The organism is Marinobacter sp. (genome assembly GCF_052091845.1).
In the GTDB taxonomy this organism is placed as follows: Bacteria; Pseudomonadota; Gammaproteobacteria; order Pseudomonadales; family Oleiphilaceae; genus Marinobacter.
This window is the reverse complement of sequence record NZ_JBQDCO010000008.1, coordinates 37717-60467: the sequence shown is the minus strand read 5'-3', so window position 1 is coordinate 60467 and position 22751 is coordinate 37717. Positions and strand designations below refer to the sequence as shown.

The following is a 22751-nucleotide window of genomic DNA, read 5'->3' as shown; positions in this document are numbered from 1 at the left end:
GGGTCGAAAAACCAGCAGCCACCACCATTTATTGGTAAGTGGTTTTACCTGACAAAATACCCTCAACCAACCACGGGCAACACAACAATCTCGAGGGCCAGAAGCACGAGCAGCGCAGGCACAGCAATCAATACGAACACGCCATTCCAGCGGAACGCGACCACCGAACGAGACACCTGGCCAAAACGCGACAGCAGCATCACAGATGGCCCAAAGGGCGAAAGCATCATAGCCAGGGAAAAACCAATCACCAAAGCTACCGATATCAAAACCGGATCCATGCCCTCCGCAATAAGTTGCGGCAGCAGACCAGCCTGAACGCTAAGCACCGTAATCGGGATAATGCCAATCATTGAAAGCAGCGGCAGCATCAAAAGACCGGCCACGGCAAGCACCCACATTCCGCCAGCGGATGTAACGAGGCCACTCAGAGCATCGTTTGGAATCACGCTGGCCAGTGTGCCCCCCAGGATCGCCGACGCTGAAAAAATCGCCATCTCATTATTCATCGCTGAAACCTGGACGGCACCCTCCTTAACCACAGCCTTAAGCGATCGTTCATGCCACGCCATGTACAGAAGCGTAACCGAGGGCACAGCCAGCATGGCTGCAGCTGACACCTTAAAATCAGTCAAAAAGACAATAACGGCCATAACGGCGAACACGAGCAGCACCAAGCCAAGTAGCCGGAACGTGCCAGTCGGTATTCGAGTCAGCGCCACGCGCTCACCGCTGACGTCACGAAAGCGGCGATGCTCCAGCATCCAGCCAACCGAAACCAGCACGATCGAAGCCGCGATACCGTAGGGCAAAAGCATGGACCAGCTCAACTCGGGTAGCTCTCGGGTCAGTATGGCCACAGCGACACTGGTAGGCGCCACAAGGGGCACAAGCGCAAAACCACGGAGTGCACTGACCAGTACGCTGCGCAGCCATTGCCGACGAGACTCCCCGGTAATTTCCCGTTCCCGCAGGGTTTCCGAAAGGCTGCCGCACAACAGGTTCATCATGCCAAAGCTCAGCACCGAGGCTATGCTACAACTCACGAGAGCGTATTTTGGATACAGCCAAACCGGCCGCCCACCCAATAAAACATCGTGAATCCGCCGCAGGACCTCAAAGCGCCTTACCAGGCATTGCATCATGCCCAAGCTACCAAGAAAGGCCGCGTAAAACGCGGCATCGGCGGATGCCTTGATCAACTGCCCCTTGCCCAGATAACCACGAAACCCCAACCATGCCACCGTCACCAGAGAGAGCAACAACAACACACGCGAGTACGCCTGTAGTCGGCCGCCCGCCCACAAAAAGCAAAAAACAAACAGCACTCCCGCCAGTGCGCCGAGCTCTGTGCTAGACATACACATAGCAACCAGCTCAAGCAAAACGGCCAAAGGTAACAACCAACGATCTGCAGTACTCATGCCTGCCCTGCCCTTGCCTCCTGTTCATAGTTGCGACGTCAGTGACGGTCTCCGCTTGCATTTCACACAAACCCGGATTAGTCTTTTTGACAAGCCAATACAAAACTTAGTTTCGCTTAACGGAACAATACTAGCACAAACGACAAGGCAGCCCGGAATATTTTATTGCCGAGTTTACAGATTTCACCGGCAACCTGAGCATTCTGATTGAACAAGTTAATAACTGATTTTACTGAGGAGTAACATTATGGCTTCCGCCCCCTGGGATGACCTGCTGCAGTTTGACAAGCAACTGGATGAAACCGAGCGCCAGGTTCGGGACAGCATTCGCAGTTTCTGTGATAAGAGCCTGATGCCTGGCATCGCCGAAGCCAACCGCCATGAAACGTTCGACCGCAGCATTTTCACCGATATGGGCGAACTGGGCATGCTTGGGGCCACTCTACCAGAGGAGTATGGCGGCCCAGGTCTGAGCCACGTCTGTTACGGATTGATCGCCCGCGAAGTAGAACGTGTTGACTCTGCCTATCGCTCTGCCTTGAGCGTTCAGTCCTCACTGGTTATTCACCCAATTCATGCGTTCGGCCAGGAAGCTCTGAAAAAACGCATTTTGCCCAAGCTGGCCTCTGGCGAAATGGTTGGTTGCTTCGGCTTGACCGAACCCAACCACGGATCTGATCCGGGTGGCATGGAAACCCGCGCCAAAAAAGTGGACGGCGGCTACCTGCTGAGCGGCTCCAAAACCTGGATCACCAACTCGCCTATCGCCGACGTGTGCGTAGTCTGGGCCAAGCTGGACGGCACAGTGACCGGCTTTGTAGTCGAGCGCGAAGGCTCCAAAGGCCTGGAAACACCGAAGATTCCGGGCAAGTTCTCGCTTCGCGCCTCGGAGACCGGTTCCATCTTTATGGATGAGGTCTTTGTACCAGACGAAAACAAGCTGGAAGTAAACGGCCTGAAAGGCCCGTTCAGCTGCCTGAACAAAGCTCGTTTCGGCATCAGCTGGGGCTCTTTGGGCGCTGCTGAGTTTTGCTGGCACGCAGCCCGGAATTACACCCTGGAGCGTAAGCAGTTCGGCCGGCCCTTGGCCGCCAACCAATTGATCCAGAAAAAGCTGGTAGACATGCAAACAGAGATCACGCTGGGCCTGCAGGCGGTTCTGCAGCTTGGACGCATGATGGATTCGGGCGAGGCCACACCAGATGCCATATCTCTGCTCAAACGCAACAACTGCGGTAAGGCATTGGATATCGCCCGGGTTGCCCGCGACATGCACGGTGGTAACGGTATCTCCGACGAATATCACGTAATCCGTCACGTGATGAATTTAGAGGCGGTTAATACTTATGAAGGCACTCACGATGTTCATGCCCTTATTCTTGGGCGCGGCCAGACAGGTATTGCAGCGTTTAGCTGATACCGGCGCTTTCACATTCATTTCAAGCTTAACCGTTAAACATTACGAGGCTAACCAATGAACATGAACTACACCGCCGAGGAGCTTGCCTTCCGCGACGAAGTGCGTGCTTTCCTGGATGAAAAACTGCCGGCCGATATTTCGGCCAAAGTGAAGGGTGCCCGCCACCTGTCCAAAGAAGACCATCAACGCTGGCAAAAAATTCTCACGGCGCAGGGCTGGTACGCCACCCACTGGCCGGAACAGTACGGCGGTGTGGAATGGTCGCCCATTCAGAAACACATCTGGGACGAAGAGTCCTGCCACTACGGTGTTCCCCGCTCCATTCCGTTCGGCGTGAACATGGTGGCGCCGGTCATCATCCAGTTTGGCAACGAAGAGCAGAAGCAAACATACCTGCCTCGCATCCTCAGCGGTGAAGACTGGTGGTGCCAGGGTTATTCCGAACCGGGCGCAGGCTCGGATCTGGCCTCGCTGAAAACCCGTGCCGTGCGTGAGGGCGATCATTATATTGTGAATGGCCAGAAAACCTGGACCACACTTGGCCAGCACGCCAACATGATTTTCTGCCTGGTGCGCACCAACACCGAAGTAAAGCCTCAGGCAGGCATTTCTTTTCTGCTGATCGATATGAACACACCGGGCATCAGCGTGCGCCCGATCATCACCCTGGATGGCGAGCACGAAGTGAACGAGGTTTTCTTTGAAGACGTAAAAGTCCCCGTTGAAAATCTTATCGGTGAAGAAGACAAGGGTTGGACCTATGCCAAGTTCCTGCTCACCTATGAGCGCACCGGCCTCGCCGGGATCGGTATGTCCAAAGCGGCACTGTCGCACCTGAAAACGCTGGCCTCCCGTCGACTCAAGAACGGTCGCCCGCTGATTGAAGACACAGCCTTCAGCCAGCGCATTGCCAAGGTGGAAATTGATCTGACTGCAGCGACCATAAGCAACCTGCGAATTATTGATGCGGTTGAAGGTGGCGGCATGCCCGGTGCAGAAAGCTCCATGCTGAAGGTGAAAGGCACAGAAATTCGCCAAGCCATTAACGATCTGGCACGCAGAGCCATTGGGCCCTACGCCATCCCGTTTGTGGAAGAAGAGCTGGACTATGACTATGAAGGCGAGTTCCTGTCAGACGAGAACGCAGCGCCCCTGTCCGCTCAGTATTTCAATAACCGTAAGCTCTCGATTTTCGGCGGATCCAACGAGATCCAGAAAAACATTGTATCGAAAATGATTCTCGGGCTTTAAGGAGGCGACCATGGATTTTCAACTCAATGAAGAGCAGCAGATGCTGCAGGATACCGTCGCCCGCCTGGTGCGTGGCGAATACAGTTTTGAAAAGCGCATGGCGTTCAGCGAAACCGAGGCCGGGTTCAGCGTGGATTTCTGGAAGCAATTCGGTGAACTGGGGCTGACAGCCGTGCCTTTCTCCGAAGAGCTGGGCGGCTTCGGCGGTGGCGGTGTCGAAGTACAGTCAGTCATGACCGAACTGGGCCGCGGCCTGTGCCTGGAACCGTACCTGCAGTCTGTTATTTTTGCTGGGGGCCTGGTCAACCAGGCAGGCAACGACAGCCAGCGAGAAACCTGGTTGAGCGGCATTGCCAGCGGCGAACTGCAAGCGGCAGTTGCACTTCAGGAGCCCCAGAGTTACTACAACCTCAACGATGTGGAAACCCGTGCTGAGAAAAACGACACCGGCTATGTGCTCAATGGCCACAAGGCCGTCGTTATCGGCGGACACTGTGCAGACCTTATTCTGGTGTCCGCACGCACCTCCGGTGACGCCCGTGATGCCAGCGGCATCAGTTTATTTGCCCTGAAGCCGGATACCGCCGGAATCGAGCGTCGGAGTTACCCCACCATGGATGGCTTCAAGGGCTGCGATCTTACTCTGAACAGCGTTCAGGTAAGCGCCGATGCACTGCTGGGTGAAGAGGGCCAAGCCGCAGAGGTCATTGAATATCAAACCGGCCGTGCGATTGCCGCTCTGTGTGCAGAGGCTGTCGGCGTTATGGAAGCGGCCAACGAGCTGACTCTGGACTACCTCAAGCAGCGCAAGCAGTTTGGCGTGCCCATTGGCAAGTTTCAGGTGCTGCAGCACCGCATGGTAGACATGATGTCTGAACTGGAACAGGCCCGCTCGATGGCCATCCTGGCCGCCAGTGTGGCAGACGAAGAGCAGAGTGATGATCGCCGCCGCGTGCTGGCCGCCGCAAAAAACATCATCGGCCGCAGTGGGCAGTTTATTTCAGAACAGGGCATACAGTCTCATGGTGGCATCGGCATGACCTGGGAATACAACTTCGCCCACTATGCCAAGCGCCTGATCATGATCAACCATCAGCTGGGTGATGATGATTTTCATCTGGAGCGCTACGCCTCGTTTTTACAGGCTGGCTAAACCCCTATTGATTGGTGAGCCTGAGGCCTCTTTCGGATTAGTCAGAGGTCTTTTTCGGGGGTGGCTTTGCCACCCCCTGTTTTCGAACCACTACTCCCGCCCCTCCAACGCTGCTCGCATTTTAAGCGTAACCAGTACCGTGTTCAGATGCGGCACAGCAATGCCATGCTGTTGCGCAATGGCCACCACATTGCCCAGCACGGCCTCCCGCTCGATCGGGCGATCGTTCAGGTAATCCATCGCCATGCTGTTCTTGTAGGCAGGCATTTTCCGGGTGCCGGCGATGTTCTTTTCCAGCAGTGCTTCATCTATTGGATAGCCTTCTGCCGCAGCGACATCCATCACCTCACGCATCATGGCTCGGATCAGCTCTTCGCCGCCTGTCGTATCCAGAATGGTGCGGGTATCGGCACCGTTGGCAATGACCGACAGCGGATTAAACGGCGTATTCCAGAGGCACTTGCGCCAGCGCTCTCCCACCACCTGCTCGGTCAAGCCAACATTAATACCGCCCGCCTGAAACAGCTGTGACAAGACCTGACAGTTGTCATCAACCCCCTTTGGATACTGCCCCATTACCAACTTGCCATAGGCTTTATGCTCAACCACGCCGGTCTCTGCCCGGCTCACGGCAATAAAAGCCAGGCAGCTTATAAGTGGGTTACCGGGATAGGCGTCTGCCAGCTCTCTTTCAATGTCCAGGCCGTTTTCGATCAACACCAGGCAGGTTTTCTCGCCAATCCACGGAGCAACCAGCTGAATTCGGTCCACGCCGGGTAATATCTTCACACAAACAATCAAAAAGTCCGGCGCTTCATCGGGCAAGTCACCCTCCCGGTATACCTGGTCGGGCCGGTAGGACAGATCTCCGAGCGGGCTGTTAATACGCACACCCTGAGCTTTGACAGCTTCGTAGTCTGAACGCAATACGGTGCTCACCCGACAACCGGCTTTTTTGAGAATAGCACCGTAAAAGCCGCCAATCGCTCCGGCTCCCAAAATTAGAATACTGGGTTTGTTATTCATGATCAGAATCGATCCTCCAAATGATCAAACAACGGTTCAGTCCGTTTCTTTCCACTCACCCTCCTGAAGCGTCCGCCACATCAGCTTACCCGTGGGCGACTTTGGAAGGGCGGTCACGAACTCGACAATCGTAGGCACTTTATAAGCCGCCATCTGCTCCTTACACCAACGGGTAATATCCTCAACACTGGTGTGGTGTTCGGCGTCGGGTGTCAGCACGATACAGGCCTTTACAGTTTCACCACGCTTAGCATCCGGCGCTGATATAATGCATACCTCATGAATAGCAGGGTGCTGGTACATCAGCCCCTCAACTTCTGAGGGCCACACTTTGAACCCGGACGCGTTGATCATTCGTTTGATGCGATCAACCATGAAGAAATAACCGTCTTCGTCGTAATATCCCAGGTCGCCAGTGCGGAAGAATTGCTTACCGTCAATATCGATAAACGCCACATCGGTTTCAGCCGGTCTGTTCCAGTATCCAATAGTGACCTGGGGGCCAAACGAGACTATCTCACCCACATCGTCTGGCCCTTTCTGTTCCAGGGTGTCCGGATCAATAATTCGGCTATCTACATCAAAGGCAGGGATACCCAGGCATTGGGCTTTGGGATTGGCAACGGGGTTCATGTGAGTCGCTGCCATGGTTTCTGACAGACCGTAACCCTCTATATACTGCAGACCCGTCAGTTTCTTCAGTTTTTCTGCAACGGCAACCGGCATGGCTGCCCCACCACCACTAATCGTAACAAGGGTGCTGAGGTCGTATTTTTCAACTTCAGGATTGGAAAGAAAATCCACGGCCATGGTCACAATGTTGGTCCAGGCGGTGACTTTATAACGCTCAATGAGCTTGGCCCCTACGGTGCGGTTCCAGCGCGTCATAATGACACACGCAGACCCCGTAAAAATTGGCCCATTCATAGAGCCGGTCATACCGGTCACATGGAAAAAGGGCAAAGTGGCCAAATGCACACTGTCAGGCGTGCTCTGGCTCCATGTCACTCGATGTATTGCCGTTGCCATCACCGAACGATGCGTATGCATGCAGCCTTTCGGCGTTCCTGTAGTGCCGGAGCTGAAGGGGATTACCGCCAGATCTTCCGGGCCAGCAGTGTGCGCCGACGGAACGTGGCCAGCAGCCATGGCACTTTCCCAACTCACCAGGCCCGGAACGTTATCTGACCATACAGGAGCCGCAACTTCCCCGGGTAAGTCCAGGTCGGTGTCCGGATTGATATATGTGTTGTATGACGCAACCACCACCTGTTCGAGATCGGTTTTCTCCAGTACCGGCGCAATGTACTTCGCCAACTCCTGGCCCGCCAAACACATGGCCGAGCCAGTATCCGCAATATAGTGCTCAAGTTCGGCAGCCCGGTTCATCGGGTTCACAGGTACGACCACCGCATCGGCACGCAAAATGGCGTAGTAAGAGATCACATACTGAGGCGAGTTCTGCATATAAAGCAGTACCCGATCGCCCTTTTTAACACCCTGGGCCTGCAGATAACCTGCCATGGTTTCTACCTCATCCAACAGGCGGCGGTAGGTTACGGGTGCATCATAAAAAATGATGGCCGTGTGATCAGGGTAGCGCAAAGCCGAGATGGCCAGGTTGGTAAAGATACTGGTTTTCGGTAACGTCAGGGTCTTGGGTAATTCTTTGGGCCAGACTCCATAGTGGCGTGTAAACATGGCTATTGTTCTCCCGAGAGTTAAAATTAGCCTACCCGCACCGCGGACAGGTCAGGACACTTTTTAAAGAGAAACCCCTTCTGGTTTTTCACTGCCAGAGCGGATCTGAAACGTGCCTTCGCCGATCGCCAGCAGATTGCCCTTGTCGTCATGAACCTCACCGGTACTGTTGAAAATGCGTGTGCCACCAGCGCGCTTGCGACCAGTAATCCGAATAGTCCCGCCCGAACACTGGCCTGTGAACGTTGTGGTTAACGTCAGAGTAACGGCTTTACGCACACGCCCCGGGTAGGGGCAGTAGGTGCCAGCCTGAGCCAGGGCAATATCAAGCAGCGACGAAAGCACCCCACCATGGATAACGCCCCCCATGTTTAAATGCTCGGGCTGCAAATCCAACTCCATGACCGCCTCATTCTCCTCCCACGAGGTCTGGCGGTAACCGAGCACACGGTGAAAGCCGGGCAAATCTGTGCCGTCGACATAAAGGGGTTCTTGTTTACTCATCGCACTCTCACTCCTCGCAAGGTTTGCCATTACACACTCTGGCGACACTCAATACACCGTCATCAAAAGCGACAGCACCGTTCAGCGCCGGGCTAATCTATCCAGGGCTGCCCGGCAATCGTCGGAACGAAGCCGTTCCGAAAACACCTCGCGCTCTCGCTCCAACGCCTGTTTTGCCTGTTCGCGCCACGGCGCCCGGATCAGCCGCTTGCTCGCCCGCAGGGCTTCGCGGGGTTTGTCCGCCAGATTTCCGGCAAGGCTCAACGCTTCGGCCACTGCCCGCCCATCTTCAACAACCCTGCTGGCCAGCCCACACTCCTGAGCTTCTTTACCAGTAATCAACTCTCCCAACAGCAGCAAATCCGTCGCCCTTCGAGCGCCCAGATGCAAAGGCATGGTTACGGTTGAGGCTGCCTCGGGCACTAACCCGAGATCCACAAAAGCCGTCTTGAATTTCGCGTTCCCGGCGGCAACCACAACATCAACATGCAACAACAACGTGGTGCCGATACCAATGGCCAAGCCCTCAACAGCGGCGATGACCGGGGTATCACAGTCCATCAGCGTCTCAATGAATGCCAGCCCGGAGGAAGGTTCCGGATTATCGTCTGTGGCGCGAGCCCTGAAATCTTCCAGATCATTCCCAGCGGTGAACACATCTCCCGCTCCGGAGATAACTATGGCGCTTACCGTCTCGTCGAAATTGGCACGGGTTATGGCAGCACTCAGTTGCTCATACATATTCCGGGTAAGAGCGTTTTTCTTACCCGGCCGGTTGATCACAAGATGAAGAACACGTTGAGACTGTTGAATGTCGATCATTGGGCTATCCTTATCAGGACAATTCTGTCGGTTTCGTATAAAACATACTATTGCAAAAGCACACTCCTATGATAGATTCACAAACATAAAATTCACACAGCAGTTTGACGTTCTGCACAGTGAAACCAAAAGGCTATCATTAACAACAACGAACGAGGCACAGCCATGAATCTCTTTGCCAAAGCAAACAAGACCCTGGCCGTTTACGCAGCGGCTCTTACCCTGGGGCTTTGCGCCACCCTCAGTGCTGCGCCAGTCGCGGCGGAGGAAACCTTCAAATGGAAAGTACAGGTGCACTGGCCAGCCGCAAGCAGCTCCTATCAAGACAGCCTGGTGCGCCTTCAGCGGGTATTAGACGAACGCACTGATGGACGCCTAAAACTGGAACTGTATGAGGCGGGCGCGCTCTTCAGCGGCAAAGAAACGTTCAACGCCGTAAGTCGCGGTATTTTGGAAATGGGTGCAATTGCAGCCTCTTATGCGCAAGACAAAGTCTCCCTCGCGGGCATTGCTTCAGGCCTGCCATTCGCATTCCGCAACGTTTGGGAGGTTGCGTATTTCCACAAGAACATGGGTTTTGAGCAGATGCTTCGTGACGAAGCTGCTGAGCATGGCGTGTACTGGTCAACGGAAAAAGTATTTCCGACTGAAATGGTCGTTAAAGAACCTATCAAAACCTGGGATGACTTCACCAGCTTGAAGATCCGCTCTTCAGGCGTTCTGCAAAAGTTTCTGACCGAGGCAGGTGCATCGGCCTCGTATGTGCCCGGTAGCGAAATGTATTCAGCACTGGATTCTGGTGTCGTTGACGGTGCCCACTGGGGGGCTGTTCAGGGTGCTGCCAGCATGTCTTTATATGAAGTTGCCAAATATCACGTTAAGCCGGCGCTGAATATAGCCGGTACCGACGTGTTCATCGTTAACCAGAAAGCGCTCAACAAACTGCCAGAGGATATGCAGAAAATTGTCAAGGACACGCTCAACGAGCAGTTCTGGATTCGTACTAACGAATACCTTTTCAAAGAACGTAGCACCCTTGCCAACGTTATCGCCGAATACGGTGTTGAAGTAAACAAACTGCCAGACGACGTTCAGGACAAGCTGACACAGGCAGCACAGAAAATGTGGGAAGAAGAAGCCAAGCGTAGCGACAACGCCAAAAAAGCGCTGGGAATGGTGAAAGAACTCCTGGCCGAACTCGGTTATCTCTGAACGATAAAGAGCTGTTAAACAATAGAGGCCGGAGGATTTGACTTTCGGCCTCTTTCTCCCCGAAAACCCAACATCCTCCTGGAGAATGCCATGACTGTTCTGACCGCATTCATAAGAGGGATTACTCGTCTTAATGAATTTGTCGGGCGCTGGGTAGCGCTGCTCATTTTCGCCATGTTTGCATTCCTGATACTGGAAGTGGGCTTTCGCTATGTGTTCAACTCACCCACCGTCTGGACCAACGAGCTTACCCAGATGCTTTTCGGCGTTTATGCTGTCATGTCCGGGGGCTATATTATGGCTCATAGGGGCCATGTAAATGTGGACCTTCTGCACTCACAATTATCGCCTCGCAAGCGGGCGTTTATGGACATCTTTACCTCATTGATTTTTTTCATTTTCACCCTTGCCCTGCTGTGGTTCGGCATTGATATGGCCAGTGAATCCATATCCGGCTGGGAGACTTCTTTCTCCGCCTGGAATCCGCCAATCTGGCCGGTAAAGCTTGCCATTCCTGTCGGGACAGCATTACTGGCGCTGCAAGGGCTGGCCAAGCTACTTGAAGACATTGCCATTGCATTCAACCTGGATTATTACCGCCCGGATCAGAGCGTATCTGAAGGAGAGCAGTCGTGAGCATTGAAATTCTGACCCTGCTGTTTTTCGGCTCGCTGCTGTTTTTTCTGATTCTGGGTCTGCCGCTGGCCTTTGTTCTCGGTGGCGTGTCCGTCATCTTCCTCTATTTCACCTGGGGATTTGATTCCTTCTATATGGTGGCCACGCAGATCTGGGGCACCATGGAGAGCTTTACTCTGGTTGCCATACCCTTGTTTGTTTTCATGGCTATGGTGCTTGAGCGAACGGGTGTCGCAAAGGACCTTTACAGGATGATGCACCTGTGGTTCGGAGGCCTTCGCGGCGGCTTAGCCATCGGGACCCTGGTGATCTGCGCGGTGTTTGCTGCCATGGTTGGCATCAGTGGCGCCGCGGTGGTTGCCATGGGAACCATAGCCCTGCCCTCCATGCTGGAACGGGGCTATGACCGAAAAATGGCATTGGGCGTGATCAATACAGGTGGCGGTTGGGGCATTCTGATACCGCCCAGCATCCTGATGATTCTCTACGCACTGATTACCGGTGTGTCGGTAGGCCAGATGTTTGCTGCCGGTATCATGCCTGGCATATTACTGATGGTACTCACCGTTATTTACATCCTCGTACGCTCTACCCTGCAGCCGCACCTGGCGCCAGCGTTATCCCCGGAGGAGCGCGGCACCTGGCCCGAAAAGTTCCAGGCGTTAAAATCGGTGATACTTCCCATTGGCGTCGTATTTATGGTGCTTGGCTCCATAATAGGCGGCATTACTACACCAACAGAAGCAGCCGCCATGGGCGTGCTCGGTTCACTGATTTCTGCGGCTGTCTATCGCCAGTTCAAATGGAGCATTCTGCAAGAAGCCGCCATCCGTACCTTCAAGCTCACGGGCATGATCATGTGGATTCTATTTGCCGCTCACGCCTTTAGCGCGGCATACCAAAGCATGGGTGCGCAGGATCTTATAGAAGGCTTGATGCAGCACATTCCCGGCGGCTCTTGGGGCATCATCATCGCGATGATGATCATTGTGTTCGTTTTGGCTATGGTGCTGGACCCAGTTGGTATTATGCTGATCACGCTGCCGGTCTTTATACCGATCGTGAAATCACTTGGCTTCGACCCGATCTGGTTCGGCATCCTGTTCGTGATCAACATGGAAATTGGCTACAAGACCCCACCCTTTGGATTTAACCTGTTCTACCTGAAAGGTGTGGTGCCACCAGGCATTACCATGAAAGACATATACACCTCAGTAGTGCCGTTTGTCATGATTGAGATACTGGCCATCGGAATTATTATGGTCTTCCCGGAAATCGCCACCTGGCTGCCGGGCGTGTTCTTTTAATCCACTGCACCTTCTTATAGCCAAGTTGTCAGGGACGACAGCGCCCCTCCTTACCTATATCCTCCCGGCACCGGGACTGGCAAGATTCAGAAACACCTGAGTCGAAACAGCCTTGAAGAACACTACTCCGAGGATTAACGCATAAACCTATGACCCGCAAAAACAGCCCACAACAAACCCGAAATGCCATAATGATGTTCGTGGGCATGATGCTGGTCGCTCTCAACCTGCGCCCGGCACTCACCAGTGTCGGGCCGATTTTGACCAGCATCGGTGAGGGCTTGTCGCTGTCATCCGTTGGTCAGGGCGTGCTCACTACCCTGCCCGTTCTGCTCCTGGGTCTGGCGGCGCCGATTGCTCCCCGTGCTGCACGCAAACTCGGGATGGAACGAGCGGTATTGGTAACTCTGATCATTCTGGGCGCAGCAATGGCTGTGCGGCCCTATCTTGGTGTGAGCGGTTTATTTGTGGGCACGGCTATAGCGGGCGGCTGCATTGGTATCATGAGCGTACTTCTGCCCGGCATCGTTAAGCGCGACTTCCCGGAATCCGCAAGCCTTATGACGGGTATTTACACCGCCGTGCTGTGCACCGGTGCCGCAGTGGCGGCGGGCACCACAGAACCACTACGCATGGCGTTTTCCGGTGCCTGGGAGCCCGCACTGGCGTTTTGGGTCATTCCCGCTGTTATTGCCATCCTGGCCTGGTGGCTTCAACTGGATGGTAAGCAGGTGCCGAAATTGCCTGGCACGCCGGCGAAATCGCTGTTCAAAGACCGCCTGGCGTGGCAAATCGCTTTTTATATGGGCTTGCAGTCATCCCTGGCCTATACAGTATTTGGCTGGCTACCTACTATTTTGCAAGACCGGGGGCTTGATCCGGTAAACGCCGGGCTGGCGCTCTCGGTATCCATTCTCACGCAAGTGCCCATGGCCATTGCAGCTCCCTGGATAGCCAGCCATATGCGCGATCAGCGTTTCATGGTGGTGTTGGTTATGCTGGCGACACTCGCTGGCCTTTGTGGCTGTATTTACGCGCCTATTGAAGGGGTCTGGCTGTGGGTACTGGTGCTGGGGCTGGGTCAAGGCGGCTCTTTCAGCTTGGCTCTCACTCTGCTTGCAGTAAGAGCTCGCGATGCAGAAACCGCTGCGCGCTTGTCAGGAATGGCCCAGAGCCTCGGCTACACCATGGCGGCACTGGGCCCGTTGTTTGTTGGTGTGCTGCATGAAGCGTTCGACAGCTGGAATATTGCTGGTGCCTTCCTCGGCACGATTGCCATTAGCGCCATCATTGCGGGGCTCGGGGCTGGCCGCAGGCTTTATGTACTTGATCATTAACGGCGCTCAAACGCTATGAAGTGCCATCGCCTCGGACACCCAGCCGGTCGAGATACACATGTAACTCGGCCTCGCTCATATCAACATACTCCAGCACCCTGCCGTAGAGCATAACCGTGGGTACGTTACGGCCGTTCAGTTCTTTCCGGGTCTCATGTATCACATACAGAATAAGCCGTTCTGTGCGCGTCAGACCGTCGCGCACATCCGGAATAACCTCTAAAACAGCCTGCCATTCTTCCGGGCTCATATCGGCTCTACTCAAGCGTTACTCGTCCTTCAAATTATGGCCACCTATCTGCAATGTCGGCCGCTCTGCATCCACGGTGGCTAGCGGCGAGCATTCTGTCATGGTTTTCAGGCACCTTTTTGTCAGTGTCTGATACTCCTGGGTGCCGCGCAGTTTCCAGCTCACCTCTTTATCACTCAGTTGGCGCAACACTTTGGCCGGAGAGCCCACAATCAACGAAGCCGGTTCACAGGTAAAGCCGCTTTTCACAAACGCTGAGGCACCGACAATAGACCTGGTCGCGATAACAGCTTCGTCCATAACCACGGCGTTCATTCCGACCATGGCATCTTCTTCTATCACACAACCGTGTAGCACAGCGCCATGGCCTATGTGGCCGTTCCGCCGGATGACCGCATCACGCCCGGGAAACGCATGCATCACACAGGTGTCCTGCAGGTTGGCTCCCTGCTCCATTATTATTCGGCCAAAATCCCCGCGCAAGGATGCACAGGGCCCAACGTAGCAATCCGGGCCAACGTGTACATCGCCAATAAGCACGGCAGTAGGGTGAACATATGCCGATGGATGCACCACAGGCGTCACACCATCAATTCGGTAACAGGGCATAAAGCACTCCTTGTAACTTGTTTGTTTTTTTGTATTTGAAGACTATTTTTTGTATCAGGACTGATAATACACAACTCGTGAAGCTAGCGAGCATAAATACAGCGACACCCGACCTCTTCTAAGACTAAAGGCTAATAAAAATAATCTCCATACAAATCAAAAATTTATACGCACTTTCTTTGGGCGCACAGTAACGTGATACAAAAACCAGGCCAGAGATTATTGACCGGTATCAATTCAAACCTATACTCTTTGCTCAAATCAAAGAGGCGAAACACCGCCCTGCGGAGGCCGCCTTGATAACCATCAGGCCTTACCGAAAAACCACCAAAACAACGACATGCCGGAACTGCTATGCCACAGATACTGCTCTCAGAAGGGCCGGATCAAGGCGTTCGCCTGTTAACGCTTAATCGTCCCGAAGCCCTTAATGCTCTTAATACCGCACTGCTTGAAGCACTCAGCACCGAGCTGGATGCCGCAGAGGCGGATGCCGACACCCGCGCCGTGGTTATTACCGGCAGTGAGCGTGCCTTTGCAGCCGGCGCTGATATCAACGAGATGGCCGCACGTGATCTTGTCGGCATGCTCGAAGACCCTCGTATTCAGCATTGGGCACGCATCGCCCGGTTTACCAAGCCTTTAATCACAGCGGTTAACGGATTCTGCCTGGGCGGTGGCTGCGAGCTGGCCATGCACGGCGACATTATGGTTGCCGGCACCAATGCCAGGTTCGGCCAGCCCGAAATCAACCTCGGAATTATGCCGGGTGCCGGTGGCACTCAGCGCCTGGTGCGCGCCGTTGGCCAACAGCTGGCCATGCAAATGGTGCTCACAGGCGAGGCTATCAATGCGCAAAAGGCTTTGGAGGCTGGTCTTGTCAGCGAAATTTGCCAACCGGAACTTACCGTTGAGCGGGCCACTGCCATCGCTCGCACCATAGCCTCCAAAGGCCCGATAGCCGTGCAGCTGGCCCGCGAAGCGGTGCAGCGGGCGGAAGATATGGATCTTGCCGCGGGCATGCGGTTCGAACGCCACGCGTTCACCATTTTAGCCGCAACAGACGATCGTCGTGAGGGCCTGGAGGCCTTTCGCAACAAACGTAAGCCAGAGTTTTCCGGGCGTTAAGCCCCGGTTCCACTGCCATCACAAGGATTTTTCCATGACAGAGCAGAGCGTGCTTCTCGAAATCGATCAGGGCATTGCCAAAGTCACCCTGAACCGTCCCAAAAGCCTCAACAGTTTTAATGTTGAGATGCATGAGCAAATGCGCGATGCGCTAAAAGCCATTCGTAAAGATGACTCGGTAAGAGTGATGCTGCTCACAGGTAACGGGCGCGGCTTTTGTGCTGGCCAGGATTTAGCCGACCGCACCGTAAAGCCGGGTGCCGAGGCCCCGGATTTGGGCTTATCCATAGAGAAATACTACAACCCGATGCTGCAGGCCATTCGAGACCTGCCTATGCCAGTCATTTGTGCGGTTAATGGCGTAGCCGCTGGTGCCGGTGCAAACATTGCACTCGCTTGCGATATCACGCTGGCAGCACGCTCCGCTAACTTTGTTCAGGCCTTTTGTAAAATTGGTCTTATTCCCGACTCGGGCGGTACCTGGACCCTACCGCGTGCAGTCGGAATGGCCCGTGCAAAAGGTCTGGCTTTATTGGGTGACAAACTGAGCGCCGAGAAGGCAGAACAGTGGGGCATGATCTGGCAATGCGTAGAAGACGATGCGCTGCAGGAGGAAGCCATGAAACTGGCCCGACACTTCTCAACTCAACCCACCAAAGGCTTGGGAATGATCAAGCGCGCCCTGCACGCAAGTACCAACAACAGCTTTGAAGAACAAGCACTGGTAGAGCGTGACATACAGCGCCTGGCTGGCCGCACCGACGACTACCGCGAAGGCGTGGCCGCTTTTATGGAAAAGCGCACACCTGAATTCAAGGGGAAATAAGCATGCAGCCACTTGCCACTGACATCTCCGTTGCCGTTATAGGCGCAGGCGCCATGGGCTCGGGCATAGCACAGGTAGCCGCACAGGCTGGCCACCGGGTATTCTTGCTCGATCAGCGCGAAGGTGCTGCAGAAGCTGGTCGCCAGAACGTTGCCAGGCAGCTTCAACGCCGGGTTGATAAAGGAAAGCTGGAGCAATCTGTACTGGATGAGCTTCTGGATCGTATCCAGCCGGTTAGCGAGCTGAATGAACTGGCAGAAGCCGGTCTGGTGATTGAGGCCATTGTTGAAGATCTCGACATCAAACGCACTTTGCTGGCCAACCTTGAGGACGTTTGCGACGAAAAAGCCATTCTGGCCACCAACACCTCATCCATCTCCGTGACAGCTCTGGGCGCAAACATGAAGCACCCGGAGCGCCTGGTGGGCATGCACTTCTTTAACCCGGCGCCACTGATGGCACTGGTAGAAGTCATCAAAGGCCTGGCAACCAGCGACGAGGTTGCCCAAAGTGTTTATGCCACGGCTGTCCAGTGGGGCAAGAAGCCGGTTACGGCCACCTCTACACCTGGCTTTATTGTTAACAGAGTCGCACGGCCTTTTTATGCAGAAAGTCTGCGACTGCTGCAAGAACAAGCTACCGACAGCGCAACACTCGACGCCATCCTGCGCGAAGCCGGCAGCTTTCGCATGGGGCCATTTGAGCTGACTGATCTCATCGGCCACGACGTAAACTACGCCGTAACCTTCTCGGTTTTTAACGCCTACTATCAGGACTCCCGCTTTCTGCCTTCTCTGGTTCAAAAAGAGCTGGTGGAAGCTGGCAGGCTGGGCCGCAAGAGCGGTCAGGGCTTTTATAGCTATGCCGAAGGCGCACAAAAACCCGAACCTGCCACCGCAGAAGCCGCAAGCAGTGATGCAGACGCCCTCATTGTGGAAGGCAACCCAGGCCCGCTTGCGGCACTGGTTACCCGCCTGCGTGAAAGCGGCCTTAACGTCATCGAACGCGATGGCCCGGGGCGCCTGTGTTTTGGCGATGCTGTACTGGCTCTCACCGATGGTCGCATGGCCACCGAGCGCGCGTCGTCTGAAGCCTGCAACAACCTGATTCTTCTGGATTTGGCCTTCGATTACGCCAAGGCGAGCCGCCTGGCTATTGCCGCTGCAAACCAGGCATCCGCGCAAGCCGTGAACGACGCGTGCGCTTTGCTGCAAAAAGCGGGCATTGCCGTAAGCCAGATTTCTGACCGCCCGGGCCTGGTGGTAATGCGCACTGTTGCCACACTGGCCAACGAAGCCGCAGACGCTGTCTTGCACGGCGTGGCATCTATCAGCGATATCGATCTGGCGATGAAAGCCGGCCTGAACTACCCGGAAGGTCCGCTGCGCTGGAGCGATAACCTTGGGTTAAGCCTACTGCACACAGTACTGACACACATCCAGCATAGCTACGGCGAAGATCGCTACCGGCCGGCGCTACTGCTGCGGAAAAACCGGTTTGCCGAACAGGGGTTCTATTCATGAGCAACGAACACCACGCACCCGATGCGCAAAAACTGGCACAAGACTGCGCTGAGTCCATGTACTCGCGGGATATGGCCAGCCAAAACCTGGGCATGAAAATTACCCAGGTTTCTCCTGGCAAAGCCACGCTGACGATGCCAGTCACCAAGATCATGATTCAGGGCCACGGTGCCTGCCACGGCGGTTATCTTTTCACCTTGGCCGATTCTGCGTTTGCCTTCGCCTGCAACACCTACAACAAGGCAACGGTAGCCTCCGGCTGCACTATTGATTACATGATTGCCGCCCGTGAAGGCGATGTACTGACCGCCACGGCTGTGGAGCAATCCCGTGGCAATCGCACCGGCGTGTACGACATTACCCTGACCAACCAGGATGGCCACGTGGTCGCCCTGTTTCGCGGCAAGTCCTATCAGGTTCGCGGCGAAGTCATCCAGTCGGAGAACGATCAATGAGTAACGAAAAACACCTGCAAGATGCTTACATAGTAGACGCGGTACGCACACCGGTTGGCCGCTACGGCGGTGCCCTGGCACCGGTGCGCGCCGATGATTTGGGAGCTGTTCCCATGAAAGCGTTGAAAGACCGTCACGGCGATCTGGACTGGGCGGCCATAGACGATGTGTTATACGGATGCGCCAACCAGGCCGGCGAAGACAACCGCGATGTTGCCCGTATGTCTCTGCTACTGGCGGGCCTTCCTATCGACGTGCCAGGCAGCACGATCAACCGCCTGTGCGGCTCCGGCATGGACGCTATTGGCAGCGCCGCCCGCGCACTGCGCACGGGTGAAGCCGGCCTTATGCTGGCCGGCGGCGTGGAATCCATGTCGCGCGCGCCCTTTGTTATGGGCAAAGCCGATTCTGCATTCAGCCGAAAAGCCGAGATGTTCGACACCACCATTGGCTGGCGTTTTGTGAATCCGTTGCTGAAAAAACAGTATGGCATTCATTCCATGCCAGAAACGGCTGAGAACGTTGCTGCCGATTTCAACATATCCCGGGAAGATCAGGACGCCTTTGCCCTGCGCAGCCAACAGCGCACCGCGGCAGCTCAGAAGGCGGGCCATTTTGATAATGAAATCGTGCCGGTAAGTGTTCCCCGCCGTAAACAGGAACCCCTCGTGGTTGATACCGACGAGCACCCACGGGAAACCAGCCTGGAAAAACTGGCAGGCCTTGGCACACCTTTCCGTGATGGCGGCAGCGTGACCGCTGGCAACGCTTCCGGCGTAAACGACGGTGCCTGCGCCCTGCTACTCGCCAGTGGCGATGCCTTGAAACAGCACAATCTCAAGCCCCGCGCCCGGGTCGTTGCCATGGCTACGGCTGGCGTTGAGCCGCGCATTATGGGCATGGGCCCTGCGCCGGCCACCCGCAAAGTGCTGAAGACAGCCGGGTTGGAATTGGCCGATATGGACGTGATCGAGTTGAACGAAGCCTTCGCCGCCCAGGCGTTAGCCGTGCTGCGCGATTTGGGCCTGCCAGATGATGCCGAACACGTAAACCCTAATGGCGGCGCCATTGCCCTCGGCCATCCTCTGGGTATGAGTGGCGCACGCCTTGTTACCACGGCTTTAAATGAACTCGAGCGCCGTCATCAGCAGGGCCAAAACGCCCGTTATGCCTTGTGCACCATGTGTATCGGTGTCGGCCAGGGCATTGCATTGATTATCGAACGCGTAGACAGCGCCGAATAAATAAGCTGACCCGACAAACACTCGGGCCAACAAGAACAAGATAGGAAACAACTATGAATTTACCCATGCAAAAACTCGGAAAGCTCGACCGGATGGAAACCGCCAGCGTGGACGAGCTTCGCCACGAGCAGCTTCAACGCCTGCGCTGGAGTGTGTGGCACGCCTTACCAACGTGCCGCATTATCGTAATGCTTTTGACGCTATTGGCTTGAAGCCAATGGACATCAACAGCCTGGAGGACATCGCCAAAATTCCATTTACCGGCAAGGATGATCTTCGCGAGAATTACCCGTTTAACATGTTCGCCGTGCCCATGAAGAAAGTCGTTCGTGTGCACGCCTCCAGCGGCACAACAGGCAAGCCTACGGTCGTGGGCTACACCCAAAGCGACATTGAAACCTGGGCCGATATAGTGGCCCGTTCCATTCGTGCCAGTGGCGGTAGCGCCGGTGACAAGATTCATGTTGCCTACGGCTACGGCCTTTTTACCGGTGGCCTTGGCGCTCATTATGGCGCCGAGCGCCTGGGATGTACGGTTATCCCCATGTCTGGCGGGCAAACCGAGAAACAAGTTCAGCTAATCCAGGATTTCGAGCCGGATATCATCATGGTGACGCCGTCTTACATGCTGAACATCGCCGACGAGATGGATCGCCAGGGCATTGACCCCAAGACGCTTCCGTTGCGACTTGGGATCTTCGGAGCGGAGCCCTGGACCAACGAAATGCGCACAGAGCTGGAAAGCCGACTGGGCATTCAGGCGCTCGACATCTACGGACTGTCTGAAGTGATGGGGCCAGGCGTGGGTATGGAGTGCCTCGAAACCAAAGATGGCCCAACCATCTGGGAAGATCACTTCTATCCCGAAATCATCAATCCGGAAACCGGCGAAGTGCTGCCCGATGGCGAATACGGCGAACTGGTATTCACCTCGCTTACCAAGGTGGCGATGCCGGTACTGCGCTACCGTACCCGCGATCTTACTCGCCTGCTACCCGGTACCGCGCGCCCCATGCGTCGCATCGACAGAATTACCGGCCGCAGCGACGATATGCTGATTGTCCGTGGGGTGAATGTATTCCCCACCCAGATTGAAGAGCAGGTGCTCAAGTGCCGCGCTCTGGCCCCTCACTACGAAATTGAGGTGTACAAGAAAGGTAATCTGGACTGTGTGGATGTTCGCGTTGAACTGAAAGCCGAAGCTGAAGGCAAAGACATCAAAGAGAACGCTGCCAAGGAGCTAAGCCACCACATCAAATCCTACATAGGCATCAGCACCACGGTATACGTGCAGGATGCTGGCACCCTCAGCCGCTCTGAAGGCAAAGCCAAGCGGGTATTTGATCGGCGCAAGGAATAACCCCCGTGGCCGGAGTGTTTAGCCACCTCACTCCGGCCATTTATTTTTTCTTCCTGTTTTGTTCACTTGAAAGCAATCATTAATTGAGAACCACTAAGTGTTGTTTTTCAAATAGTTATATTTTAGACGAAAGTCTAACAAGGCAAACATGATACAAAACACCTTTCCTTGATATTTATTCAGTATCATATAGTATGAAAGTACAGCCTGTGACTCGTCGCAGGCCCTGCTGAACGCCCTCAGCAGACCTGATAAGCACTGTTCGGAGAGAGAATTATGTACGCACAGATGGTTGATACCGGCACCAAGCGCCTTAAAACCCTGGAAGAGATGTCTCCCGAAGAAAGGGACTTCCAGGAAAAGGTAGACGCCGAAACCAAAATTGAAGCCAAAAACTGGATGCCTGAAGGCTACCGGAAAACCCTGGTTCGTCAGATTTCGCAGCACGCCCACTCAGAGATCGTCGGCATGCTGCCGGAAGGTAACTGGGTAACTCGCGCGCCCACGCTGAAGCGCAAACTGCAACTGATGGCAAAAATTCAGGATGAGGCAGGCCACGGTCTGTACCTGTACAGCTCCATGGAAACATTGGGCGCCGACCGTGACGCAGAAATTCAGAAGCTGCACGACGGTAAGGCCAAGTATTCCAGTATTTTTAACTACCCTACCCTGAACTGGGCTGACATGGGTGCCGTCGGCTGGCTGGTGGATGGTGCCGCCATCGTGAACCAGGTAGTACTGCAGCGCACCTCTTACGGTCCGTATTCCCGCGCCATGGTGCGCATCTGTAAAGAAGAGAGCTTCCACCAGCGTCAGGGTTACCAGATTCTGCTGGATATGATGCGTGAAGGTACTCAGGAACAGAAAGACATGGTGCAGGACGCCATCAACCGCCTGTGGTGGCCGGCTCTGATGATGTTTGGTCCCCACGATGATGAGTCGCCTAACTCGCAGCAGTCCATGGTGTGGAAGATCAAGCGCAAGAGTAACGACGAATTACGCCAGATGTTTATCGACCAGACCGTGCCACAGCTTGAGTTCCTCGGTTGCACCGCGCCGGATCCGGATCTGAAGTGGAACGAAGAGACCGGCCATTACGATTTTGGCCCGATCAACTGGAAAGAGTTCTACGACGTGCTTAAGGGTAACGGCCCCTGCAACCGTGAGCGTATTGACACTCGTCGCAAAGCCATTGACGACGGAACCTGGGTACGGGATGCCGCCGTTGCCTACGCCGCCAAAAAACAACAGCGCGCAGCCGCATAACAGGAGAAACAACAATGTCTGAATGGCGCCTTTACGAAGTATTTGTTCGCAGTAAGCACGGCCTTAACCACAAGCATGTCGGCAGCGTTCACGCTGCCGACAACGAAATGGCCATGGAAAACGCCCGCGAGCTATACACCCGTCGTAACGAGGGGGTAAGTATCTGGGTTGTACCTTCGGAAACCATTACTGCGTCTGCGTCGGATGAAAAAGAAATCCTGTTCGATCCGTCGGAAGACAAAGTGTACCGGCACGCTTCATTCTACAAGCTGCCCGACGAAGTCGGACACATGTGAG

Annotated in this window: 21 protein-coding genes and 1 pseudogene; 15 read left to right on the top strand and 7 right to left on the bottom strand. The window is 54.8% G+C overall.

Annotation, left to right across the window (positions count from 1 at the left end):
* Positions 1–62: 62 nt before the first annotated feature.
* Positions 63–1424 (bottom strand): hypothetical protein, encoded by a 1362-nt coding sequence (locus ACTHYN_RS04385; protein ID WP_441811284.1) that lies wholly within the window; start codon positions 1422–1424, stop codon positions 63–65.
* 247 nt (positions 1425–1671) lie between these two features.
* Here ACTHYN_RS04385 and ACTHYN_RS04380 point away from each other — a divergent pair, with 247 nt between their 5' ends.
* Genes ACTHYN_RS04380 through ACTHYN_RS04370 form a run of 3 tightly spaced genes read left to right on the top strand, consistent with a single transcriptional unit; the run spans position 1672 to position 5248 of the window.
* Entirely contained in the window at positions 1672–2841 is a 1170-nt protein-coding gene (locus ACTHYN_RS04380; protein WP_441811283.1) for an acyl-CoA dehydrogenase, read from the top strand.
* 57 nt (positions 2842–2898) lie between these two features.
* Positions 2899–4095, top strand: a complete 1197-nt coding sequence (locus ACTHYN_RS04375) for an acyl-CoA dehydrogenase family protein (protein ID WP_441811282.1) — start codon at positions 2899–2901, stop codon at positions 4093–4095.
* A 10-nt stretch (positions 4096–4105) separates the two neighbouring features.
* On the top strand, positions 4106–5248 hold the full coding sequence (locus tag ACTHYN_RS04370) for an acyl-CoA dehydrogenase family protein (protein WP_441811281.1): 1143 nt from the start codon (positions 4106–4108) through the stop codon (positions 5246–5248).
* A 90-nt stretch (positions 5249–5338) separates the two neighbouring features.
* On the opposite strand, the gene ACTHYN_RS04365 is transcribed toward ACTHYN_RS04370, so the two are convergent.
* The 4 genes from ACTHYN_RS04365 to ACTHYN_RS04350 all read right to left on the bottom strand — a co-directional run bounded on the left by ACTHYN_RS04365 (position 5339) and on the right by ACTHYN_RS04350 (position 9301).
* Complete coding sequence (locus ACTHYN_RS04365; protein WP_441811280.1) at positions 5339–6274, bottom strand: ketopantoate reductase family protein; 936 nt, start codon at positions 6272–6274, stop codon at positions 5339–5341.
* A 36-nt stretch (positions 6275–6310) separates the two neighbouring features.
* A complete protein-coding gene (locus ACTHYN_RS04360; RefSeq protein ID WP_441811279.1) occupies positions 6311–7975 on the bottom strand; it encodes a long-chain fatty acid--CoA ligase in 1665 nt (554 codons plus the stop codon).
* Positions 7976–8038: 63 nt separating this feature from the next.
* Positions 8039–8479: a PaaI family thioesterase gene (locus ACTHYN_RS04355; RefSeq protein WP_441811278.1), complete on the bottom strand. Its 441-nt coding sequence runs from the start codon at positions 8477–8479 to the stop codon at positions 8039–8041.
* Positions 8480–8560: 81 nt separating this feature from the next.
* Positions 8561–9301, bottom strand: coding sequence for an enoyl-CoA hydratase/isomerase family protein (locus tag ACTHYN_RS04350; RefSeq protein WP_441811277.1), 741 nt, complete (start codon positions 9299–9301; stop codon positions 8561–8563).
* A 165-nt stretch (positions 9302–9466) separates the two neighbouring features.
* Between ACTHYN_RS04350 and dctP the strand changes: the two genes are divergently transcribed.
* The 4 genes from dctP to ACTHYN_RS04330 all read left to right on the top strand — a co-directional run bounded on the left by dctP (position 9467) and on the right by ACTHYN_RS04330 (position 13793).
* Complete coding sequence (dctP, locus tag ACTHYN_RS04345) at positions 9467–10513, top strand: TRAP transporter substrate-binding protein DctP (RefSeq protein ID WP_441811276.1); 1047 nt, start codon at positions 9467–9469, stop codon at positions 10511–10513.
* A gap of 90 nt (positions 10514–10603) precedes the next feature.
* Complete coding sequence (locus ACTHYN_RS04340; RefSeq protein WP_441811275.1) at positions 10604–11149, top strand: TRAP transporter small permease subunit; 546 nt, start codon at positions 10604–10606, stop codon at positions 11147–11149.
* Positions 11146–12456 carry a TRAP transporter large permease gene (locus tag ACTHYN_RS04335; protein WP_441811274.1) on the top strand — a complete coding sequence of 437 codons (1311 nt, stop codon included), beginning with the start codon at positions 11146–11148 and terminating at the stop codon, positions 12454–12456. The genes ACTHYN_RS04340 and ACTHYN_RS04335 overlap by 4 nt, the downstream gene beginning before the upstream one ends.
* A 149-nt stretch (positions 12457–12605) precedes the next feature.
* A complete protein-coding gene (locus ACTHYN_RS04330; RefSeq protein WP_441811273.1) occupies positions 12606–13793 on the top strand; it encodes a CynX/NimT family MFS transporter in 1188 nt (395 codons plus the stop codon).
* Positions 13794–13806: 13 nt separating this feature from the next.
* On the opposite strand, the gene ACTHYN_RS04325 is transcribed toward ACTHYN_RS04330, so the two are convergent.
* Together ACTHYN_RS04325 and ACTHYN_RS04320 are read right to left on the bottom strand one after the other, a co-directional pair.
* Entirely contained in the window at positions 13807–14043 is a 237-nt protein-coding gene (locus ACTHYN_RS04325) for a hypothetical protein (protein ID WP_441811321.1), read from the bottom strand.
* 18 nt (positions 14044–14061) lie between these two features.
* The gene (locus tag ACTHYN_RS04320; RefSeq protein ID WP_441811272.1) at positions 14062–14652 is read right to left on the bottom strand and encodes a phenylacetic acid degradation protein PaaY; all 591 of its coding nucleotides are present in this window, start codon (positions 14650–14652) and stop codon (positions 14062–14064) included.
* A 354-nt stretch (positions 14653–15006) separates the two neighbouring features.
* Between ACTHYN_RS04320 and paaF the strand changes: the two genes are divergently transcribed.
* The 8 genes and pseudogenes from paaF to paaB all read left to right on the top strand — a co-directional run bounded on the left by paaF (position 15007) and on the right by paaB (position 22750).
* Positions 15007–15780, top strand: coding sequence for a 2,3-dehydroadipyl-CoA hydratase PaaF (gene paaF, locus ACTHYN_RS04315; protein ID WP_441811271.1), 774 nt, complete (start codon positions 15007–15009; stop codon positions 15778–15780).
* 34 nt (positions 15781–15814) lie between these two features.
* Positions 15815–16606 (top strand): 2-(1,2-epoxy-1,2-dihydrophenyl)acetyl-CoA isomerase PaaG, encoded by a 792-nt coding sequence (gene paaG / locus ACTHYN_RS04310; RefSeq protein ID WP_441811270.1) that lies wholly within the window; start codon positions 15815–15817, stop codon positions 16604–16606.
* A gap of 2 nt (positions 16607–16608) precedes the next feature.
* Complete coding sequence (paaH, locus tag ACTHYN_RS04305; protein ID WP_441811269.1) at positions 16609–18129, top strand: 3-hydroxyacyl-CoA dehydrogenase PaaH; 1521 nt, start codon at positions 16609–16611, stop codon at positions 18127–18129.
* On the top strand, positions 18126–18584 hold the full coding sequence (gene paaI / locus ACTHYN_RS04300; protein WP_441811268.1) for a hydroxyphenylacetyl-CoA thioesterase PaaI: 459 nt from the start codon (positions 18126–18128) through the stop codon (positions 18582–18584). Before paaH ends, paaI begins: the two co-directional genes overlap by 4 nt.
* Complete coding sequence (pcaF, locus tag ACTHYN_RS04295) at positions 18581–19828, top strand: 3-oxoadipyl-CoA thiolase (RefSeq protein ID WP_441811267.1); 1248 nt, start codon at positions 18581–18583, stop codon at positions 19826–19828. Before paaI ends, pcaF begins: the two co-directional genes overlap by 4 nt.
* A 53-nt stretch (positions 19829–19881) precedes the next feature.
* Positions 19882–21188: pseudogene (gene paaK, locus ACTHYN_RS04290) on the top strand (phenylacetate--CoA ligase PaaK).
* A gap of 276 nt (positions 21189–21464) precedes the next feature.
* The gene (gene paaA / locus ACTHYN_RS04285; protein ID WP_441811266.1) at positions 21465–22454 is read left to right on the top strand and encodes a 1,2-phenylacetyl-CoA epoxidase subunit PaaA; all 990 of its coding nucleotides are present in this window, start codon (positions 21465–21467) and stop codon (positions 22452–22454) included.
* Between the two features lie 14 nt (positions 22455–22468).
* Complete coding sequence (gene paaB / locus ACTHYN_RS04280; RefSeq protein ID WP_071267358.1) at positions 22469–22750, top strand: 1,2-phenylacetyl-CoA epoxidase subunit PaaB; 282 nt, start codon at positions 22469–22471, stop codon at positions 22748–22750.
* The last annotated feature ends 1 nt before the right edge of the window (position 22751 follow it).

Excerpts from the sequence above, each read along its gene's own strand:
- paaG (WP_441811270.1), top strand. The coding sequence starts at position 15,815 with ATGACAGAGCAGAGCGTGCTTCTCGAAATCGATCAGGGCATTGCCAAA.
- ACTHYN_RS04340 (WP_441811275.1), top strand. The coding sequence starts at position 10,604 with ATGACTGTTCTGACCGCATTCATAAGAGGGATTACTCGTCTTAATGAA.
- ACTHYN_RS04380 (WP_441811283.1), top strand. The coding sequence starts at position 1,672 with ATGGCTTCCGCCCCCTGGGATGACCTGCTGCAGTTTGACAAGCAACTG.
- paaF (WP_441811271.1), top strand. The coding sequence starts at position 15,007 with ATGCCACAGATACTGCTCTCAGAAGGGCCGGATCAAGGCGTTCGCCTG.
- ACTHYN_RS04365 (WP_441811280.1), bottom strand. The coding sequence starts at position 6,274 with ATGAATAACAAACCCAGTATTCTAATTTTGGGAGCCGGAGCGATTGGC.
- ACTHYN_RS04370 (WP_441811281.1), top strand. The coding sequence starts at position 4,106 with ATGGATTTTCAACTCAATGAAGAGCAGCAGATGCTGCAGGATACCGTC.
- paaA (WP_441811266.1), top strand. The coding sequence starts at position 21,465 with ATGTACGCACAGATGGTTGATACCGGCACCAAGCGCCTTAAAACCCTG.
- paaI (WP_441811268.1), top strand. The coding sequence starts at position 18,126 with ATGAGCAACGAACACCACGCACCCGATGCGCAAAAACTGGCACAAGAC.
- ACTHYN_RS04330 (WP_441811273.1), top strand. The coding sequence starts at position 12,606 with ATGACCCGCAAAAACAGCCCACAACAAACCCGAAATGCCATAATGATG.
- dctP (WP_441811276.1), top strand. The coding sequence starts at position 9,467 with ATGAATCTCTTTGCCAAAGCAAACAAGACCCTGGCCGTTTACGCAGCG.
- ACTHYN_RS04355 (WP_441811278.1), bottom strand. The coding sequence starts at position 8,479 with ATGAGTAAACAAGAACCCCTTTATGTCGACGGCACAGATTTGCCCGGC.
- paaB (WP_071267358.1), top strand. The coding sequence starts at position 22,469 with ATGTCTGAATGGCGCCTTTACGAAGTATTTGTTCGCAGTAAGCACGGC.
- ACTHYN_RS04360 (WP_441811279.1), bottom strand. The coding sequence starts at position 7,975 with ATGTTTACACGCCACTATGGAGTCTGGCCCAAAGAATTACCCAAGACC.
- ACTHYN_RS04325 (WP_441811321.1), bottom strand. The coding sequence starts at position 14,043 with ATGAGCCCGGAAGAATGGCAGGCTGTTTTAGAGGTTATTCCGGATGTG.
- pcaF (WP_441811267.1), top strand. The coding sequence starts at position 18,581 with ATGAGTAACGAAAAACACCTGCAAGATGCTTACATAGTAGACGCGGTA.
- ACTHYN_RS04350 (WP_441811277.1), bottom strand. The coding sequence starts at position 9,301 with ATGATCGACATTCAACAGTCTCAACGTGTTCTTCATCTTGTGATCAAC.
- paaH (WP_441811269.1), top strand. The coding sequence starts at position 16,609 with ATGCAGCCACTTGCCACTGACATCTCCGTTGCCGTTATAGGCGCAGGC.
- ACTHYN_RS04320 (WP_441811272.1), bottom strand. The coding sequence starts at position 14,652 with ATGCCCTGTTACCGAATTGATGGTGTGACGCCTGTGGTGCATCCATCG.
- ACTHYN_RS04375 (WP_441811282.1), top strand. The coding sequence starts at position 2,899 with ATGAACATGAACTACACCGCCGAGGAGCTTGCCTTCCGCGACGAAGTG.
- ACTHYN_RS04385 (WP_441811284.1), bottom strand. The coding sequence starts at position 1,424 with ATGAGTACTGCAGATCGTTGGTTGTTACCTTTGGCCGTTTTGCTTGAG.